The sequence below is a fragment of the Candidatus Zixiibacteriota bacterium genome (assembly GCA_020853795.1).
Lineage (GTDB): Bacteria > Zixibacteria > MSB-5A5 > CAIYYT01 > CAIYYT01 > JADJGC01.
Map to the genome: position 1 here is coordinate 18887 of JADYYF010000160.1, position 18724 is coordinate 37610.

An 18724-nucleotide genomic window follows, 5' to 3' on the forward strand; every position below is an offset into this window, starting at 1 on the left:
GCAGCAAGACGGCGCGGAATGTGGTTGTTGGTTATGGCCATTGCGGCCACCGCACTGCTCAACGGTTGTTCGCTGCAAGAGGAAAACGCCACAGCATCGCCGGCAGCACAGAAGGTCTATATCGCTCCCGGCAGCTACGACGAATTTTACGCATTTATGTCGGGCGGATTCTCCGGGCAGGTGAGCGTCTACGGGCTGCCCTCGGGGCGCTTGCTACGCGTGATCCCGGTTTTTTCGCAGAATCCGGAGAACGCGTACGGCTATTCCGAAGAGACGAAAGCGATGCTCGAAACCACGCACGGTTTCGTTCCGTGGGACGATGCACATCACCCGAAGCTGTCGCAGACCAACGGGGTCGCGGACGGCCGCTGGCTCTTCATCAACGGCAACAACACGCCGCGAATTGCCCGGCTGAACCTGGCTACGTTTGAAACCGACGAAATCCTGGAAATTCCGAACAGCGCCGGCAATCACGCCTCGCCGTTCCTGACGGAAAACACGGAGTATGTAGTCGCAGCGGTGCGCTTCAGCCTGCCGATCCCGCAGAAGGATGTGCCGATCGCATCCTACAAAGAGAATTTCCGCGGGTCATTTTCGTTCATCAAAGTTGACCCGCAGAGCGGACACATGGCCATCGCGTTCCAGATCCTGATGCCGGGTCTGAACTACGACCTGGCGCATGCCGGCAAAGGGCCGTCGCACGGCTGGTCGTTCTTCACCAGTTACAACTCGGAGCAGGCGAATACGCTGCTTGAAGTTAACGCCTCCCAGAACGACAAGGACTACATTGCCGCGGTCAACTGGAAGATGGCGGAGGAACTGATTGCTTCCGGCGCCGGCGAGGAGATGGCGGGAGAATACTGCCACAACTACCTCGGTGCCGATCGGATTGCACGCTCGGAAAAGCTCAACGGCACCAAAGTCCTCCGGCCGCAGGACCATCCGGGACTGGTGTATTTTATCCCGACGCCGAAATCGCCGCACGGTTGCGATATCGATCCGTCGGGTGAGTATATTGTTGCCGGCGGCAAGCTGGCGACGGTGATCCCGGTGCATTCGTTTTCGAAAATGCTGAAGGCGATCGAGGCGAAAGACTTCGACGGTGAACTTGACGGCATCCCGATCCTGAAATACGACGCGGTGCTGGCCGGCGAAGTGCAGAATCCGGGGCTCGGTCCGCTGCATACGGAGTTTGACGGCAAGGGCTACGCCTACACGTCGATGTTTGTGTCGTCGGAAATCGTCAAGTGGAAGCTGGGCAGCTGGGAAGTGGTTGATCGGATGCCGGTTTATTATTCGATCGGGCACCTGCTGATCCCCGGCGGCGACAGCCGCCGACCTTGGGGCAAGTATGTCATTGCTCTCAACAAAATCACGAAGGATCGCTACCTCCCCACCGGCCCGGAGATCACGCAGTCGGCGCAGCTGATCGACATCACCGGCGAGAAGATGCAGATGTTGCTCGACTTCCCGACGGTCGGCGAGCCGCACTACGCCCAAGCGATTCCGGCGGATCTCATCACGAAGAATTCGGTCAAGTACTTCTCGATGCAAGAGAACACGCACCCGTATGCCGCCAAGTCCGAAAGCGAGGCCCGCGTCGAACGCAACGGTACGGATGTGCACGTCTACCTGACCACGATTCGTACCCACTTCGTGCCGGATAACATCGAGGGGATACAGGTCGGCGACAAAGTCTACTTTCACGTCACCAACCTCGAACAGGATTGGGATGTGCCGCACGGATTCGCCATGATCGGCGCGCAGACGACCGAACTGCTGGTCATGCCGGGCGAGACTCGCACGATCATCTGGGAGCCGAAGCGGGTCGGCGTTTTCCCCTTCTACTGCACCGATTTCTGCTCTGCTCTACATCAGGAGATGGAGGGGTGGATTCGAGTATCGCCGAAGGGCAGCAATGTCCCGCTGAAATTCGGGACCGGAGTGTAACGTGAAAGGCGGCCGACCGTGGCAACGCTGGTTGCCGCGGCCGGCCAAACCAGAGGTCAGATGAGCAAGACTTCCCGCGCGATCCTGTTGGTGGCTGCCCTGATGTTGTCGGCAACCTACTTTCTGCCGCTGTGGCAGATTCAACTGAAGGCGCCGCAGTACCCGGAGGGGCTGGGTATCCAGATCTGGATCAATAAAATGACCGGGATCAACGAGGGTGACCTCAACAAGATCAACAACCTGAACCACTATATCGGGATGAAGACGATTCAACCTGACTCGATCAAAGAACTGCAGATCATGCCGTGGGTGATGCGTGGAGTGATGATCCTCGGCATCGCGCTGGCACTGGTGGCGCGACCGAGATATCTGTGGATCTGGCTGGCGGTCTTTGCCGTCGTTGCGATCGCGGGTCTGGTGGACTATTACATCTGGGGGTACGATTATGGGCATAATCTGGATCAAGCCAAAGCGATCATCAAGGTTCCCGGGATGAGTTATCAGCCGCCGCTGATCGGCTCGAAGAAGTTGCTCAACTTCACGGCGATTTCGCTGCCGGGTTCCGGCGGTGTCGTGGCGATGGTATCATTCCTGATCTGGGCGGCGGTGACGTGGCGGCTCTGGCGGCAACGGGTAAACTCGGACCGTCGGCAAAGCAAGCCGGTGCTGGCCCCGATTGCGGCAGCCACATTGCTGACCCTGACTCTGCTTGGATGCACCGGCTCTCAGCCGCGGCCGATCAACTACGGCAGCGACGAATGTGCCTACTGCAAGATGACCATCGTCGAACCTGGCTACGGCTCGGCGTTGATGACCGCGAAAGGCCGGCAACTGAATTTCGACTCGATCGAATGCCTCGTCGCCTATCGTCTGAAGAATCAGACACAGGATCAAAACGGATGGACGAACTGGGTGTCGGCCGTTGACGCGCCGGGCACGCTGTATTCGCAGGACAAGGTTCATCTCGTTCACTCCGGGGAGATTCGCAGCCCGATGGGGGCAGGACTGGCGGCATTTACCAGTACCGAGGCGGCGGATGCCGCGTCCAGTGAAGCACATGGCCGCCGACTTGACTGGACCGACCTGGAGTCGCTGATTCGCCAGGAGTGGTCGATTGAGTAAGAGTGACAATCGTTTCCGGCGCCGCAACTGGCGTTGCTTCGAGATGCGGGTGGTTGCTGCCGGTCTGGCACTGCTGGTCAATTCAGCTTGCCTGTACGCGAAGACCATTGTCGTCGGTGCGGGCTATGAGCATGCCACGATTTCTGCCGCACTTGGCAGCGCCGCGGCCGGCGACACGGTTGTGATCACAACCGGATTATACCGCGAGCACGACTTGCTCGTGGATCGCAAGTTGACAGTACTTGGCCACGGCGAAGCCATCCTGGACGGCGAACTGCGCCATGCCATTATGACCGTGAAGAGCGACAGCGTGGTTGTCCGCGGACTCCATTTTGTCAACGCCGGGGTCAGCTTTGTCAAAGACAACGCAGCGCTGCGATTCGAACAGGTCATTGGCGGCATCATCGACAGTTGTCGCTTCGACGACAATTTCTTCGGCATCTATCTGGCCGACTCGCGCCAGTGCCGGATCAGCAACAACGTCTTGCAGGCCAGCCAGGAGCGCGAATCGCATTCGGGCAACGGTATCCATCTGTGGAAAAGCCGGGACATCGCCATCTACGGAAATACGATTGTCGGCCATCGGGACGGCATCTATCTGGAGTTTGTCCGGCATTCAGAAATTCAGGGAAATCAGAGCCGGCTCAACCGGCGCTATGGGCTGCACTTCATGTATTCGGACAGTTGCACGTATACGGGGAACACTTTCCGTGAAAACGGAGCCGGAGTTGCGGTCATGTACACAAAAGGGGTTTCAATGCTTAACAACGAATTCGCCGACAATTGGGGAGCGGCTTCCTACGGACTTCTGCTGAAGGACATCGCCGACAGTCGCATTGCCGGCAACCGCTTCCTGCGCAATACCGTCGGCATTTTCAACGAAGGCTCGACGCGGATCGTGGTCGAGAAAAATGAATTTCGCGAAAACGGCTGGGCGTTGAAGATCATGGCCAATTGTGTGGACAACAACTTCACGGGCAACAATTTCATCGCCAACGCCTTTCAGGTTGCCACCAACGGCCGCCGCTCGTACAGCACTTTTGCCGGGAACTACTGGAGCAACTACGAAGGTTACGATCTTGACCGCGACGGCATCGGCGATATCCCGTTTCGGCCGGTGAGTCTCTATTCGCTGCTGGTGGAGCGGATGCCGGGGAGTCTGATCCTCTTGCGCAGTCTGCTGACCGACGTGCTCGATCTTGCCGAACGCGTCCTGCCGTCGCTGACGCCGGAGACGTTCATCGATGCCGAGCCGCACATGAGGATGATTCTATGATTGATATTGCGGGAGTGGGCAAACGCTTCGGCGCGACGACAGCACTGCGGGACGTGACCCTGACCATTCCCGATGGCCGTATCACCGCCGTGATCGGTCCGAACGGCTCGGGCAAGACGACGCTCATCAAGTGCCTGTTGGGCCTGGTCACGCCGACTTCCGGGACAATCACCATCAACGGCGTCAGGGTCAACGGCGACGCCGAATACCGCCGTCAAATCGGATATATGCCGCAGATCGCGCGGTTTCCGGACAATCTGCGAGTCGGGGAAGTGTTGGACCTGGTGCGTCGCATCCGGCGAGCACCGGTCGACGCGTCTTCTGACCTCTTCGCGAGCTTTGGACTGGATAAGGAAAAGAATAAAAAGGTCTCGTGGCTGTCCGGCGGTACGCGCCAGAAACTGAGTGCAGTGCTGGCCACGATGTTTCAGCCGGCGATTCAGATTTTTGACGAACCTACGGCCGGACTCGACCCGCTGGCACGCGAAGTCCTGCGCGAACAACTGCGGCGCAACGGCGTCGACGGCCGGACCGTTATCATCACCTCGCACTTCTTCAGCGAGGTCGAGGCGCTGGCAGACGATATCGCCTTCCTCTGTGACGGATCGCTGCGGTTTGCCGGTTCGCTGACCTCCCTGCGTAAGCTGACGGGCGAGGAGCGGCTTGACAATGCAATTGCACGCTTGATGCAGGGAATCCCCGGCGGCAATTCAGTGGAAAGGCTCGCGTTATGAAGCTGGTTCGTACAATCGCCTTGTTATCGGCGCGCGATGTCCTGCGCAGTCGCTGGGGTGTTGTCTTCCTGCTGTTCTTCCTGGCTGCCACCGAGGGGATGCTCCAGATCAGCGGACAAGTTGCCAAGAGCCTGCTCAATCTCATCAATCTCTCGATCCTGCTGTTACCGTTGATCTCGGTGATCTTCGGCACGATCTATTTCTACAATTCGCGCGAATTCGTCGAATTGCTGCTGACTCAACCCGTGCGACGCGGCGTTGTGCTCTCCGGGATGTTCATGGGACTGACGGCGTCGTTGGCCCTGTGTTACTGGATCGGGACGACGATTCCATTTGTCTTCCACGGTTTGCTTTTCGGTGAGACCGCTCTGACTTTAGGGATGCTGCTGGCTGTTGGCGCTCTGCTTATCCTGAGTTTCGTCGGCCTGGCGTTCCTGACTGCCGTCTACTTCGACGACCGCGGCAAGGGTATCGGAATCGCGATGTTGAGTTGGCTGACCTTAGCCGTGGTGTTCGACGGCATCCTGTTGCTGATCGTGTATCAGTTCTCCGAGTATCCGATCGAGCGTCTGCTGCTGGCTCTGACGCTGCTGAATCCGATCGATCTCGGGCGTATCGCCTTGATCCTGCGCACCGATTTTGCCGCGCTGATGGGACATTCCGGTGCGCTGTTTCGCGATTTCTTCGGTGCCGGCTGGGGGACGGCGGTGAGCATCGCCTCGCTGTTGCTGTGGAGTACGCTTCCGTTCCTGCTGAGCCTGCGGCGCTTTCAGAGAAAAGACTTCTGATTCCGATTTGCCTCCGATCGTTCCAGTTTACTTCCGACTGGAACAAAAACGGGTCCTTGCCGATGACTGCGGCAAGGACCCATTGTGTTTCGAACGTGGCTTAAGCGCCTGAGCTGCGTCAGTTCTTCTTGTCTTTTCGCTGCGGCGCGGCCGCCGGAGACTCGACTAACTCAATCTTGTTGTAGACGAAATCCTTGCTGCTGTCAAGAATGATCTGATCAAAGGCGGCCTTGTTGAACAGCTCACTGTCGCGCTCAAGGTAGTTGGCGCCGAACTCCTCCTTGGGAATGATCAGCTTGTTGGCGTATCGATCCACCAGCTTGTACGGTGGCTTGACACTGAAGCTGTAGCGGCCGTATTCGACGTTGTTGAAGTCGAAGACCCGACCCTCATCCAGACGAATCAGCTCGAACTCGGAAGCCGAGAGCGTGTCGTAGCGAATTCCCGACTCCGAGTAAATCGTCGCGACCGGCACGAAGTTGAAGCTGTAGTTGGTCGTGAAGTAGATAAACTGCGACGAATCGGCGCCGGCGGTGAATTCCTTCGGGAAGAGATAGCTCTTCTTGTCAAAGATTTGATATTCACCGGGCGGGAGATAGAAATAGAAGAACTCGCGCGGTTCTTTGAGCCGGCGGTTGAGATAACGCTCGGCGGTGTGGACAACGTACTTCTCTTCATCGCTGAGAAAGCCCTGGCGCAGGCGTAATTCGACCGGGTTGTCGAGCAGCTTCTTCTGCGGCACCAGTTCGTTGAAGGCGTTGCAGGTCGCGAACTTGTACATCCACTCTTTCTCGATGAACTGCAATTGCTCGCGATAGGACATGTCGCTGGCCGTGTCGATATAGGCGCGGTACGATGGCAACAGCGTCTCCAGCTCGGTGCGTCCCCACCAGACCCAGGAGGGGCTGTTCAGGCCATAATGCAGCACGATGAAGCGGGCGTAGGAAGAGCCCAGCAACTGGTCGAGCAACTCGCTCTTGACCGGCTCGTAGAACCAGATCGTCCATTGACGTTCGATATTCTGCACCGCCATGTCGGAAAGGAAAAGGCGATCGGCGTCGCCGGTAAGCGTCTTCGACGCTTCAAGGATCTCCTGCATGTCGTCGTTGAGATCGGTCATCTCCAGCGTCGTGGCCGCGCTCACGGCAGTCATGGCGGCCAGCAGGCCGGCAACGATCAGCAGAGTGCGCAGGCGATATATGATGGCAGTCATTGCGATTCCTCCTGGCTATTCGGACGTGCCTAATTGACTTGCGGGTTCGATCAGCGCCTGGAAGCCCTTGAGTTGTTGGAAGAGCTCGTCGGCGCTGGTAAAGCGGGCGGCATCTTGCAGGGCCCGAATCGACTTCTCACCCCAGAATACCGCTTCCTTGGAAACACTTTCGATCTTGCCCCGATCGAGCGAACCGAGGTCGACCAGATACTTGGCGCTGGTCAGAATCTCAGGATAGCGCCCGGCGTTGTAGAGGTACTCGGCATAGGTGGGCAGGAATGCAACCGCCGTCGCCACGTAGATTTCGCTGTTGTAGTTGCGGGCGTAGAATCCCTCCGGTGGATTCTGCAGGGTCTTCATCAAGTCAAGGCAGCGGCGGAAGTAGTTCCACGCCATGTCGTTTTCGTGGCTCGCATTAGTCTCGGCCAGCAGGAAGTAGGCAATGGTCTGTCCGTAAGTCGATTTCAGCGTATCGCTGGCGATAGCGGCATAATAGCTGACCATCCGCCGCAGCGAGTCCTTGACGGCATTTTCCTGCTTCATCCCGATAAACTGGTCGTTGACCCACACCGCCTTGGTTAAATTCGCCACGCCGAAGAGATTCGGATATTCCGGCTCGAGCATGTCATTGACGCTCGCAACGTAGCTGTTCTCGCGGTCGTAGAGATTCTCGCGATTGGCGCGGCGCAGGATATTCTTGACGATCGGTGCGAAGGAATTGGAGCTGGGGCAGAAAGTCGCCGCCATCAAGATATCCTTGAGCAGGAAGGCGGTATTTCCCGGCAGGCTTGAAGTCTGCAGTTGTCCCGGCTCGAGCTTGTAGTAAGCATCAAGATAGCGGGTATAGAGCTGCAGCAGCAGACCGCGCAGCTTCTCCTGCATATCCGCGTTCTGCGGATCCTGCTTGAGTTCTTCCAGGGCCAGGAGGAACTGGATCTCGGCGTTATAATAGTAGCTTTGGAAACGCAAAGCGTCGGAGGCATCCAGTTCGATCTTGATGGCGTTGCGCGCCAGGGTCAGGTCGTTGGGGTTGCCGCTCTGGTAATAGGAATCGAGGTAGTCGAGATACCCCTTTTCCTTTTGCGGCGTCGCGCCGGCGGCCAAAGCCGTCGACAGCAACACGAACAGCGCGACCAGAACCAGGGTCGCCGCGTGCCGATGTTTCTGCATAAATCTCACCTCGTATTAAGAGCTACAATTTCTTGAGACAGTCGTCGTAACCAAGCAAGGCACACAGCTTGCGAGTGACGTCCTCCAAAAGCGACTCGGCGTCGTCGCTCCCGGCCCACTGGCCCGGCATCGAGACGAAATCGAGATTGGAGATATTGCCCAGCGCACCGGCGTTGACCGGGAAACGCACCCAGCGGCCGCTGTAGCGAAATTCAAAATTCTCACTGCCGCCGCGATTGATGCGCAGCCAGTCGCTGGAATTGCGTTTTTCCTGGTCGTCGATCCCCGCGTGGGTAAACATGGTGCGCACGCACAGGCGCAGACAGACATTGACCATTTGATAATGATAGGGATCAAGCTTGACGCGCGAGAGACCGCCCTCCGCCAGCGTGCGCTGCTCGCTGTTGCCCGCAGTCCGCACCACCTCTTCCGTGCGCTCGGTGAGTTCACCGACGCTGGAACGGCGCGCTGTTTCCGACCCGTAGTTGCGCTGCTCGACGTTTTCCATTGCCGGCATGACCGGAGTTCTTACCGCCGGCGCAGAACGGGCTATTGCCGTTTCCTTCTGGGCCTCACGTTGCAGGTCGTTTTTCTCGGCGCGATTCTTCAGCTTTTCTTGCGGACGAATATCCTGAACCCGGCTGTCCGGAACGGAGCGCAGGCGCTCGACCGGTCGCGGCTCTTCCGGTTTCGGCTCCGGCTTTGGCTTTGGCTTTACCTGCGGCTTGGGCACTTCCGGCTCGGGGATCTCGAAGATAAACTTGGTCTCGGCCGGATTGAGCTCATCAGTCGGCAGCGTCTGCGCCAGCTCGACCGACCCGAGATACGTAACCAAGAGTAACGAAAACAGTCCAAGGCCGACGAGCACGGCCATCAAGTTGACGAACCCGCGGCGGCCGAACGCGGCAAAGCGTCCCTCGGGGTCGGCACCGGCATGGCCCAACGCCCGGGCGACGATACATTCGTGCTCGAGTTCGGCGTCGTCGCGATCGAAGTAAGCTTGCATCAGTTCTCCTCAGATCAACGCGGCGATTACTCGACTTCAGCCCGGTAGACCAGGTTGCACGGATACTGCAGACTCTGGCAACTGGCGACGGCCAGCGCCACCAGCCCATAGTAAGAATGCGCCCCGCTGAAGACGTCCACGCTGGCGGAATCGGCGCCGATGGCGCGTTCGCCCAGGAATCGGGTGATCTGGTCGTGCACGAACGTATAACCGCCGCTTTCCTGCAGCAGGCGGTTGTCGACCGAGACAAACAGCGTTTCCGGCGGATCGGCCAAATTGTAGATCAGCGCCATCCGGCTGGAGTCAACCTGCCGGTCTTGATCGTACACCTCGATGCGAAACGGGGTCTGCGATTCGGCCGCCTGCGCCGAGGCCTGTTTGAACGGCACTTCGATGCGTTCCACCTGGGTTGAACCGTTGCCGACGATGATGAAGAAGAAGAGCATGATGAACGCCAGGTCGGAGGCGCTCACGATGAACGGCGCCATGTTGCGCTTATTTCTACGAGCGGACACCGGCGTGCTCCTTGCTGTGCGCCAGCACGGCCTCAGTCTCGTGGATTTGCTGCGGAATTTGCAGCGATTCGACGATTTCGCAGACCGCGACGGCACGCACTACCATCTGATGGTGAATTTGGTCAATCACCCGGCGTGAGAAATAGGCGGCCGCAATCGCGGTGCCGAGGTTCAGCAGACCCCACAAGCTCGTGATGATCGCAACCTTCAAACCGACCGCGAATTCCAGCGAGTGCGACAGATTCGCCGCGCTCTGGCCCTGGCTGAAAATGTACAAGAAGCCGATGAGCGTGCCGAAGAAACCGGCGGCCGGCGAGGCCGTCGCAATGCTGTCGTACATGCTCATCTCGTCCATGCTTTCAGTGATGCGATCGATGCGATTGCGGAAGTGCAGGTAGAGATGGTCGTAGCGCCCGGAAGCATTGGTCACCATCACCGAGTCCTTCAGGATGCGCCAGAATCGAGTTTGGCGGTGGTTCTGCTTCAACGTATAGTGATAGAAGTCGTCCCAAGTTTGGAACTTCTGATGCAGGAAATGCTCCAGCTCGGCATCGTCGGGATAGTACTGCTTCCGGCGCGCGGACGAGATCATGAAAATGACGAAGCGTACGACGGCGGCCAAACCGAGCGCAGCCAGAGCAAAGTAGGTCAGCAGCACGATCGTCGGGTAATTGGCTTGCATGAAGTTGGCCAGGTCGAATCCGACCGGATCAGTGGTGACCGACAAGGCGAACTCCTGGCGCTGTTCGTCAGCGACGCCCTGCTGTGCCTGTTGTTGCAACGACGTCTGAATCTTGGTGACGGCGTTCGCGTGTATGCGCCAGATGACCAGACCGGCAATCAGCAGGACCACAACGGTCGCCAGCGCCGACACCAGATAATTGCCGCGCTTGTAGACCGGATCGGAATATTCTTGATCTTGTTTCGAGTCTGCCATCAACTCCTCCGCTGTTCGCTCTCGGTTCACGCCCGATCCGGCAAGTACCGTCAAGTCTTCAGGCGATGCGCCGGTGAAGGATAGCCACGCCCCGGCTCATCGCAATGTCTGACGACTGGATCGGAACGATTTCAACGATGTTATCCAGTGACTTACACGCGCCGAATAAATGATAACGCCCCCGGTAGACGCGCTCTTACTGTTCTATTTATCGCCTGTGGGGTGGTGTTTCTTTAGGAATAGTTGAACACGATTCGGCGGTAAAGCGCTGAACTGTTCAAATCGTGCACAACTGGGGGGGAACCCCCTTCGCGCGACCACGCACGTCCATTTTCTATCACACCAACGGGGGTCACGGACAGAAGTTCGCGGGGAAACTAACGCGGACGGTGTTCGATAACCGGATCGGCAATTGCAGCTTGCTGTTCCCCGCCGAAACGGATGCCGATTTGCTGGAGCATCTCAAATGGCGGCACACCGCCGATGAACACGAAGATGTAGTCGTTGACGATCTGCACCATACCGGAGGGGGTCTTCAGCGACACCGCGGTCGCTGCGACTTCCGTCACCTGCGACTCGAAGATCGGCTTAATGCGGCCTTCGCGGATTAAGGCATTGACGCGGTCTTCGTTCTTTTTCTTGACCCGGAAGAAGCCGTTCTTGCGGTAGGAAATGCTCACGCGATTGCCGGATTGCTGTGCCAGGCCGACCGCCGCTTCGATGGCGCTGTCACCGCCGCCGACCACCAGTAGGTCAAGTCCGTGGTAGGACTGCGCGTCGATCAGTTGATACATGACCTTGGGCAGTTCTTCGCCGGGGACTTCGAGCTTGCGCGGCGTGCCGCGGCGGCCAAGCGCCAACACGACATTGCGCGCGTGATACCGGTCGTGATTGGTGGCAACCTCAAAGGCGGCGTCGGGCTGGAGCGCGATCGATTGCAGCCGCTCACCCGAGTGAACTTGCACTCCGTATTTCTGCACAATCTCCTGCCACATGCCCATCAGATACTCCTTCGTGTATTCGTCCTTGTCGAGCCGACCGTAAAGGGGAATGTCGATGGGCTGGGTCATAACGAGCTTGCGGCGGGGATAATGCAGGATGGTGCCGCCGACCTCCTTTTCGTCGATCACGAGATAATTCAGACGGTGTTCGATCGCAGTCAATGCGGCGGAGAGCCCGGCCGGACCGGCGCCGACGATCAGCACATCGAGAAGGCGATCATGACGACTGGTGCCGATGCGCCGCGCGATTTCCGAAACGACCTTCTGGCCCTGCGCAATGGCGTTGCGAATCAGCGAGATACCACCCAATTCGCCGGCAATGAAGATGCCCGGGACGGTTGTCTCGTTGTTCTCGTTGAGGATCGGGATATCGGGTCGTGAGCGTACGTCGCCGAGTCCGACCTTAAGCGCGCCGACCGGGCAGGCCAGTTCGCAATAGCCGTGGCCGACGCAGCGCTCGCCGTTGATGATTGTTGCGGTGCCCCAGACGACGCCGATAACATCGCCCTCGGGACAGGCGGCTGCGCACGAGCCGCAGCCAATGCACAAGGCGGCGTTGATCATCGGGTACTGCGCCTTGGGACGATCAATGCCAAGCGCGCGAGCTTCCACTTTGCGCTGCTCCGATTGAGCGAGAGTGCGGCGGAATTGGCGATAGTAGATATAGAATACTGCCGCTCCGAGAAGGATCACGGTCGACCAAATGATGACAGTTTCCATTGACGGTTGCAGCTCCCGCTAAAATCGATATCCGAGTTCCGTGCGCAGACCAAGACCGTCGGTGTCGTCGCCGCGCTCCAGGCGACCGGATCCGCTCAGGAACAGATGGCGAACAATACCGGCGTAGAGAGCGATTTCCCAGGCGCGATTGCGGCGGGAACGATCATCGCCGAAGCGATAGCGATATTCGGAGTAGCCGAGATCGAAGGTGCTGCCGCTGCGGAAGTTCTGGCTCAGTCGAGCGCCATAGCTTTGACCGTCATTGACCGGGCCATCGAAGCCGGAGTAGATTAGATTCAGGCTGATCGTCCTGATTGCAAAGCCGGTTTTCGTGAGCGACATCGAATAGGAGGTCGTGGCCGTGGCTTCATCGGAGCGCTTGCGATACCCTGAGTTTAGATACAGCGAGATCCCCGCGGGCAGTCGCAGATTGAGCTGGCCCCGCACACCGCTGCGCAGTTGATCGTCGAACAGACTGTCGGCAACGGTTCGATTTTCATACGACCAGTAGTTGCGGCGATTGTCGTAGCTGATCCCGAGCGCAACGCTGCGGCTGGCCCGGTAACGCACGGTGGCGTAAAAATTGGAGAGCACCAAGGAGCTGTTGTCCTTGCTGCGGCGCCAGCCGCGATTGACGTCGACTTCGGCGATATGCGATAGCGTCCAGCGTGAACTGAACATCGCCAATCCCTGCAAGTAAAGCAGCTCGCGGCTGGTAGTGCCGGAATGATACTCGCCGGAAAGCGCAAGGGTCTGCTCGAAGTACCCCGTCTGGCGGTTGCCGTGGGCAACCGTCACATAGCCGCCATACTTCTGCAAGCTGGCAGCTTGGGCCTGATACTGCCAACGCGGACGCATCCCGCCGAGGATCCCGAGACGCACCGATGCAGACAAGCGGCGTTCCAGGAGGGCGCCGTCGATATAACCCGCTCCGGAAAGACGGCGCGGCAAGATTCGTCCCATCTGGAGGACCAGGGCAGCATCCTCGGTACCGTAAGTGAGCGAAAGTTCGTGGATGCGATTGCTCCAGTCCTCGGCGGGCGCCGACCCGGCATAGGCGCGAGTGCGGTTGTCGTACTCGCCACGCGTGCGCATCGTCAACTGCAACGCTTTGCCGCCCAGTTGGCGCACTTGTAGATTCAGCCTCATCGTCGCCTGCGCGAAGTCGAGATTATTGGGGGACTGGTCGGACCAGGAGTAGAACTGAACCGATGCGGTTCCCGCTGCCCGCGATCTTGCCGGTGGCTTCTTGTCCGCCCCGGCCCCGGTCGACTGAACGACCGCCGGAGCGTGGAGCGTGTCGACTGCCGCGCCGGAAGAGTCAGACGAGTTTTCGCTTTGCGGAGCGCGCTCGGATAGCAGCGCCAGGTCATTCGCATAGATCTGACCGAGGCGCTCGACGATGGCGCAGGAAGCAGAGCTGTTGCTGACGTATCGGATTTCCAACACGGCGATTACGCTGTCGCCGCGGGTAATCATCAGGCGATCACCCTTGCGCAGTCCGTCCGCTCGGCCGCCGTCGAGGTAGACATTCTCCGCGGAAAGATACTTCACAACGAAGTCGCGCAGGGACGGATCGGGTGGGGCACTTGTCTGGGCTGCCAGCGACAGCCCGAATCCCAGCACCAGCACCACGGCAGCCACCAGGCGCGCGGAGAATTTCGCAAGCCGCCGGGCTGGATTTCGGAAGAACAGCGACGCCGGGTGCATCAGTTGTTTCCGTCCGGGTGGCAGTTGAGACAAGCGTTGCTGTTGTACTGATACCCCGAGACTTCGTGATGTTTGTTGTTCATATCGGTCTGGTTGTGCTCGTGGCAGAAGATGCACTCGAAGACGGCATAGTTGGCGGTATTCACATGGCAATCGCTGCACACGTCCCACTTGTCTTTATGCTTTCCCGAATAGATCGGGAAGTACTGAGAGTCATGGTTCCAGTTGGCAGGAGTCCAGGCCGTGGTTGTATGGCACGCTTGACACTCAGTCGGGAACAGCGCCGCGGCGTGGTTCGGATTCGTGGTGCTGTTATAAGCAGTCTGATGGCAGCTATAACAGTTGGTCGGCGTACCCACATAACCGCCGGAGTGACAGGCGATACACTGCAACAACGCGTGGGCACCAGTCAGCGGAAACGCCGTGGTGCTGTGGTCGAATGAAGCCGGTGACCAGGCCGTGGTCGTATGACACTCGGTGCAGACATGGCTGAAATTGTTCTGCACGTGATTCGGATCGGTGACGGAATTGAAATCACCGGAGTGGCAGTCGTAACACCCAGACGGTGTGCTGACGTAGCCGCTGGCATGGCAGGCGATACACTGCAAGGATGTGTGCGCCCCAGTCAACGGGAATGTCGTGGTGCTGTGGTCGAACGAAGCCGGCGACCAGGCCGTGGTCGTATGACACTCGGTGCAAACATGGCTGAAGTTGTTCTGCAAGTGACTCGGATCGGTGACGGAACTGAAATCACCGGAGTGGCAGTCGTAACACGCCGACGGCGTAGTGACGTAGCCGCTGGCATGGCAGGCAATACACTGCAGTGATGTGTGTGCGCCGGTCAACGGAAATCCCGTCGTCGCGTGATTAAACGTCGACGGCTGCCAGGCCGTCGTGTTGTGACAATTCACGCAATTGTGGTCGAAGTTGTTCTGCGCGTGATTCGGGTCCGTCGTCGAATTGAAATCGCCGCTGTGGCAATCGTAACAAGCTGTTGGTGTGCTGACGTAGCCGCTCGCATGGCAGGCGATACACTGCAGTGATGTGTGTGCGCCGGTCAACGGAAAAGCCGTCGTCGCGTGATTAAACGTCGACGGCTGCCAGGCCGTCGTATTGTGACAATTCACGCAATTGTGGTCGAAGTTGTTCTGCGCGTGATTCGGGTTAGTCGTGGAACTGAAATCGCCGCTGTGACACGAGTAGCAATCGCTGCTGGTACTGGAATATCCGGTAGCATGGCACGTTATACATGCCAGTCCCGCATGACCGCCGGTCAGCAAGAAGCCGGTTGTCGCATGATTAAAGGTTGACGGCGACCAGGCAGTAGTATTGTGGCACTGCAGGCAATTTTGATCGAAGTTATTGGTGTCATGATCCGGATCGTTTGCTGAGGCAAAATCCGTTTGGTGACAGCCAATGCAGGTCGTCGCAGTTCCGGAATATGTCAAGGTATGGCAGGACTGGCAATCCAGCGGGACATGCGCGCCGGTCAACGAATAGCCGGTGCTCGCGTGATCCCAATTGGCGGGGTTCCAGGTCGTTGTCGTATGGCAGGTCTGGCATTCAGTGTCGAATCCCGCCTGCGCATGGCGCGGATTCACCTCGGAATCGTAGGCCTGCTGGTGACAAGCAATGCACGCGGTCGCCGTGTTGACGTAACCGCTGGAATGACAGGCAATGCACTGCAGGCTCGTGTGCGCTCCGGTTAAGGGGAACTCGGTTGTACCATGGTCGAAGCTGGACGGGGTCCAAGCCGTTGTCGTGTGACAGCGCAGGCAGTCGTGATCGAAATTCTGCAATGCGTGATTCGGCTCGGTGACGGTGTTGAAATCCGTTTGATGACATGAGAAGCAGTCATTCGGGGTTGACACATATCCGATCGCATGACAAGAAATGCAATTGACGCTTGCATGCGCCCCCGTCAGCGGGAATGCCGTCGCCGCATGGTCAAAGCTGCTTGGCGACCAAGCGCCGGTCGTGTGACAGGAAGAGCAGTCATGATCAAAATTGTTGTCGACGTGACTGGGATCAACTGCGGCGGCAAAGTCCCCCTGATGACATGAGTAACAGTCCGTCGGCGTGCCGGTATAGCCGGTGGCATGACAACTAATGCACGCCAGCGACGCGTGGGCGCCGGTCAGTGCAAATTCGGTCTGGCTATGATCGAATGTTGACGGCTCCCAGGCCGCAGTGGAGTGACAGGTGCCGCAGTCGTGGTCAAAATTGTTCTGGGCGTGATTGGGATCGAGCGCAGCGCCAAAGTCAGCCGCGTGACAAGAATAACAGAGCGGCGAAGTGTCGGTGTAGCCGCTTGTATGGCAGTTCAGGCACGCCAGCGTTGCGTGGGCGCCGGTCAGCAAGAATCCGGTGACGGCGTGGTCGAATCCGCGCGGTTCGGCAGGTGTCCACGATTCGGTCGAATGGCACTGTTGGCACTCGTGCGGGAAGCCGTTGGTGACGTGATTGGGATCGGTTACGCCCGCAAAACTCTGGGCATGACAGGAATAGCAGTCGGAGGAGGTGTTCGCGTAGCCGCCGGCATGGCAGCTGGCGCACTCGAGTCCGGCGTGTCCGCCGGTCAGCAAGAACCCAGTGTTCGCATGATCAAAATTCACCGGCGACCAGCCGCTGGTCGTATGGCACTGCGTGCAATCGTGGCTGAAGTTGTTTGCTGCGTGATTCGGATCACTGACACCGGCAAAATTGTCGCTGTGGCAGGAGTAGCAGTCACCGGCAGTGTTGGCATAGCCGGCAGCGTGGCAACTGACACAATCGAGCGATCGATGCGCGCCCGTTAGGGCAAAGTCCGTCTGGTTGTGGTCAAAGGTTGAGGGCTCCCAGGCGGTCGTCGTGTGGCAACCGGTGCAATTGTGATCGAAGTTGTTGGCGTCGTGATCGGGATTGTCGGCTTCGGCAAAATCGCCGCCATGGCAGGAGAAACAGTCGGTGGAAGTGTTGCTGTAGCCGTTGCCATGACACTTGGCACATTCAATACCGGCATGGCCGCCCGTCAGGGGGAATGCCGTCAGGTCGTGGTTGAATGTCGCCGGCGACCAGGCGACGCTGTTGTGACAGACGGTGCAATTGTGGTCGAAGCTGGCTTGCTCGTGATCCGGATCAGGTGCGGATTGGAAATCGCCGGCGTGGCAAGCGAAGCACTCGTTGACCGTACCGGCAAACTGCGTGGCATGACAGGCAATGCATTCGAGGCCGGCATGGCCGCCCTCGAGCCGGAACTCGGGCGGATGATCGTAACGGGCGCCGCGCCAGGTGTTCGCCGCGAGACTGTGGCAAGTTTCGCAATCGAGCGGGAAGGCTGCCAACTCATGGTCGGGATTGTCGGTCGAGCGAAAATCGTCGTCGTGACAGCCGGCGCATTCGGTCGGCGTGCCGGCAAAATCATCGCGTAGTTGGTTGACGTGACAGGCATTGCAGTCGGCGATCGCGTGCACGCCGGTCAGGGTGAAGCCAAGTGCGGCGTGCTGGTCGAAAAGCTCGCGGCGATTCTCCCAGCTTTCGGAAGTATGACAACTTTGACATTGATCGCCCAACTTGCCGCGATGAATGTCGCTGTGGCAATCGGCACAGCGGTCCTTGGTTTCAGCGAATTTGAGATCCTTGTGACAGGAAATGCAGGCAGTCTGTCTGTGGGCACCGATCAATGGAAACCCGGTGTCGTCGTGATCGAAGCTGCCGTCCGACCTCATCTCTGTCCAGGAGGTGGACGTATGGCACGCCTCGCAGGCCAGATCGATGTCGCCATGCGGGTTGCGCGAGCCGCCCAGCGACAATACCAACATCAGGCCCATTCCGACGATCGCGATGACGAAGATTGACAACTTCTTCACGGTTGCGTCCGATTTTGCAGTAGTTCAGAGTCGTGACAAGACTTGCACGCAGTGCTTAATGGCTTATATCGGACTACCAGGGTCGAATCTGTAGATTCACTTTTGTGGCAGCCGCGACAGGGAACCTTAAGATGGGCGCCTTCCAGTTTATATGCAGAGTCGCGGTTGTGGTCGAAATTAATGTCCGACCAGTGTGTAGAAAAGTGACAGCGCGCACAATCGGTTGGCGGCTTGGCGCTTGCCGCTGCAAATTGCCCGCGGTGTGCATCCTGATGACAGTCGGCACAAGCGAAGTTAGCGAGCACAAACTTCATCGCGGCCGGATCGAATTTCTTTGGATCGCTGGAATGGCATTGGCGGCAGGGAGTTGTCGCATGCTTGCCGACCAGAGGAAACTTGGTCTGCGTGTGATCAAACGCGACCTGCCCCCAGCTCTCGACTCGGTGACAGCTCTCGCAGGTGCTAGCAGTGGACAGCTGCTTCTGGCTGCCCTTGTGCGGGTCGCCGTGGCATGCCTCGCAGGCGGTTGATGCAAACGCGAAGCGATATTCGGGCTTCGCGGTTTGCCTGGTCTTCGCAGTATGACAGCCGTCGCAGGGCACGGCCAAGTGCGCTCCGGCGAGCGGATATTGCGATTGCTGATGCTGTTCGATTGTGAACTTGGCCGGGCGGAAGCCTGCGACGCTGTGGCACTCTTCGCAAGCGCCCTGTGCAGGTCTATCGGCGAATTGCCC

The 18724-nt window shown here is 58.5% G+C and carries 13 protein-coding genes; 5 read left to right on the forward strand and 8 right to left on the reverse strand.

Going from position 1 to position 18724, the window contains the following annotated elements; genetic code table 11:
• The first annotated feature begins 18 nt into the window (after positions 1–18).
• The 5 genes from nosZ to IT585_12535 are packed head-to-tail and all read left to right on the forward strand — an operon-like array spanning position 19 to position 5870.
• Positions 19–1950 carry a Sec-dependent nitrous-oxide reductase gene (nosZ, locus tag IT585_12515; GenBank protein ID MCC6964069.1) on the forward strand — a complete coding sequence of 644 codons (1932 nt, stop codon included), beginning with the start codon at positions 19–21 and terminating at the stop codon, positions 1948–1950.
• Positions 1951–2010: 60 nt separating this feature from the next.
• On the forward strand, positions 2011–3072 hold the full coding sequence (locus IT585_12520) for a nitrous oxide reductase accessory protein NosL (protein ID MCC6964070.1): 1062 nt from the start codon (positions 2011–2013) through the stop codon (positions 3070–3072).
• Positions 3065–4348 (forward strand): nitrous oxide reductase family maturation protein NosD, encoded by a 1284-nt coding sequence (gene nosD / locus IT585_12525; protein ID MCC6964071.1) that lies wholly within the window; start codon positions 3065–3067, stop codon positions 4346–4348. The genes IT585_12520 and nosD overlap by 8 nt, the downstream gene beginning before the upstream one ends.
• Positions 4345–5082 (forward strand): ABC transporter ATP-binding protein, encoded by a 738-nt coding sequence (locus IT585_12530; GenBank protein ID MCC6964072.1) that lies wholly within the window; start codon positions 4345–4347, stop codon positions 5080–5082. The genes nosD and IT585_12530 overlap by 4 nt, the downstream gene beginning before the upstream one ends.
• A complete protein-coding gene (locus IT585_12535; GenBank protein ID MCC6964073.1) occupies positions 5079–5870 on the forward strand; it encodes an ABC transporter permease subunit in 792 nt (263 codons plus the stop codon). Before IT585_12530 ends, IT585_12535 begins: the two co-directional genes overlap by 4 nt.
• 118 nt (positions 5871–5988) lie before the next feature.
• On the opposite strand, the gene IT585_12540 is transcribed toward IT585_12535, so the two are convergent.
• The 8 genes from IT585_12540 to IT585_12575 form a co-directional block, all read right to left on the reverse strand.
• Positions 5989–7083, reverse strand: coding sequence for a hypothetical protein (locus IT585_12540; protein MCC6964074.1), 1095 nt, complete (start codon positions 7081–7083; stop codon positions 5989–5991).
• 15 nt (positions 7084–7098) lie between these two features.
• Entirely contained in the window at positions 7099–8253 is a 1155-nt protein-coding gene (locus IT585_12545) for a hypothetical protein (protein MCC6964075.1), read from the reverse strand.
• 22 nt (positions 8254–8275) lie between these two features.
• A complete protein-coding gene (locus IT585_12550) occupies positions 8276–9259 on the reverse strand; it encodes a hypothetical protein (protein ID MCC6964076.1) in 984 nt (327 codons plus the stop codon).
• A gap of 26 nt (positions 9260–9285) precedes the next feature.
• A complete protein-coding gene (locus IT585_12555) occupies positions 9286–9774 on the reverse strand; it encodes a hypothetical protein (protein ID MCC6964077.1) in 489 nt (162 codons plus the stop codon).
• Positions 9761–10711, reverse strand: a complete 951-nt coding sequence (locus IT585_12560; protein ID MCC6964078.1) for a MotA/TolQ/ExbB proton channel family protein — start codon at positions 10709–10711, stop codon at positions 9761–9763. The genes IT585_12555 and IT585_12560 overlap by 14 nt, the downstream gene beginning before the upstream one ends.
• Before the next feature lie 377 nt (positions 10712–11088).
• Positions 11089–12432 (reverse strand): NAD(P)-binding domain-containing protein, encoded by a 1344-nt coding sequence (locus IT585_12565; protein ID MCC6964079.1) that lies wholly within the window; start codon positions 12430–12432, stop codon positions 11089–11091.
• Between the two features lie 18 nt (positions 12433–12450).
• Entirely contained in the window at positions 12451–14142 is a 1692-nt protein-coding gene (locus IT585_12570) for a hypothetical protein (protein MCC6964080.1), read from the reverse strand.
• Positions 14142–17990 carry a hypothetical protein gene (locus IT585_12575; GenBank protein ID MCC6964081.1) on the reverse strand — a complete coding sequence of 1283 codons (3849 nt, stop codon included), beginning with the start codon at positions 17988–17990 and terminating at the stop codon, positions 14142–14144. The genes IT585_12570 and IT585_12575 overlap by 1 nt, the downstream gene beginning before the upstream one ends.
• Between the last annotated feature and the right edge of the window lie 734 nt (positions 17991–18724).

Bases quoted from the DNA above. Each gene is read 5' to 3' on its own strand.
- nosZ (MCC6964069.1), top strand. From the start codon at position 19: ATGTGGTTGTTGGTTATGGCCATTGCGGCCACCGCACTGCTCAACGGT.
- IT585_12520 (MCC6964070.1), top strand. From the start codon at position 2,011: ATGAGCAAGACTTCCCGCGCGATCCTGTTGGTGGCTGCCCTGATGTTG.
- IT585_12530 (MCC6964072.1), top strand. From the start codon at position 4,345: ATGATTGATATTGCGGGAGTGGGCAAACGCTTCGGCGCGACGACAGCA.
- IT585_12535 (MCC6964073.1), top strand. From the start codon at position 5,079: ATGAAGCTGGTTCGTACAATCGCCTTGTTATCGGCGCGCGATGTCCTG.
- IT585_12540 (MCC6964074.1), bottom strand. From the start codon at position 7,083: ATGACTGCCATCATATATCGCCTGCGCACTCTGCTGATCGTTGCCGGC.
- IT585_12545 (MCC6964075.1), bottom strand. From the start codon at position 8,253: ATGCAGAAACATCGGCACGCGGCGACCCTGGTTCTGGTCGCGCTGTTC.
- IT585_12550 (MCC6964076.1), bottom strand. From the start codon at position 9,259: ATGCAAGCTTACTTCGATCGCGACGACGCCGAACTCGAGCACGAATGT.
- IT585_12560 (MCC6964078.1), bottom strand. From the start codon at position 10,711: ATGGCAGACTCGAAACAAGATCAAGAATATTCCGATCCGGTCTACAAG.
- IT585_12565 (MCC6964079.1), bottom strand. From the start codon at position 12,432: ATGGAAACTGTCATCATTTGGTCGACCGTGATCCTTCTCGGAGCGGCA.
- IT585_12570 (MCC6964080.1), bottom strand. From the start codon at position 14,142: ATGCACCCGGCGTCGCTGTTCTTCCGAAATCCAGCCCGGCGGCTTGCG.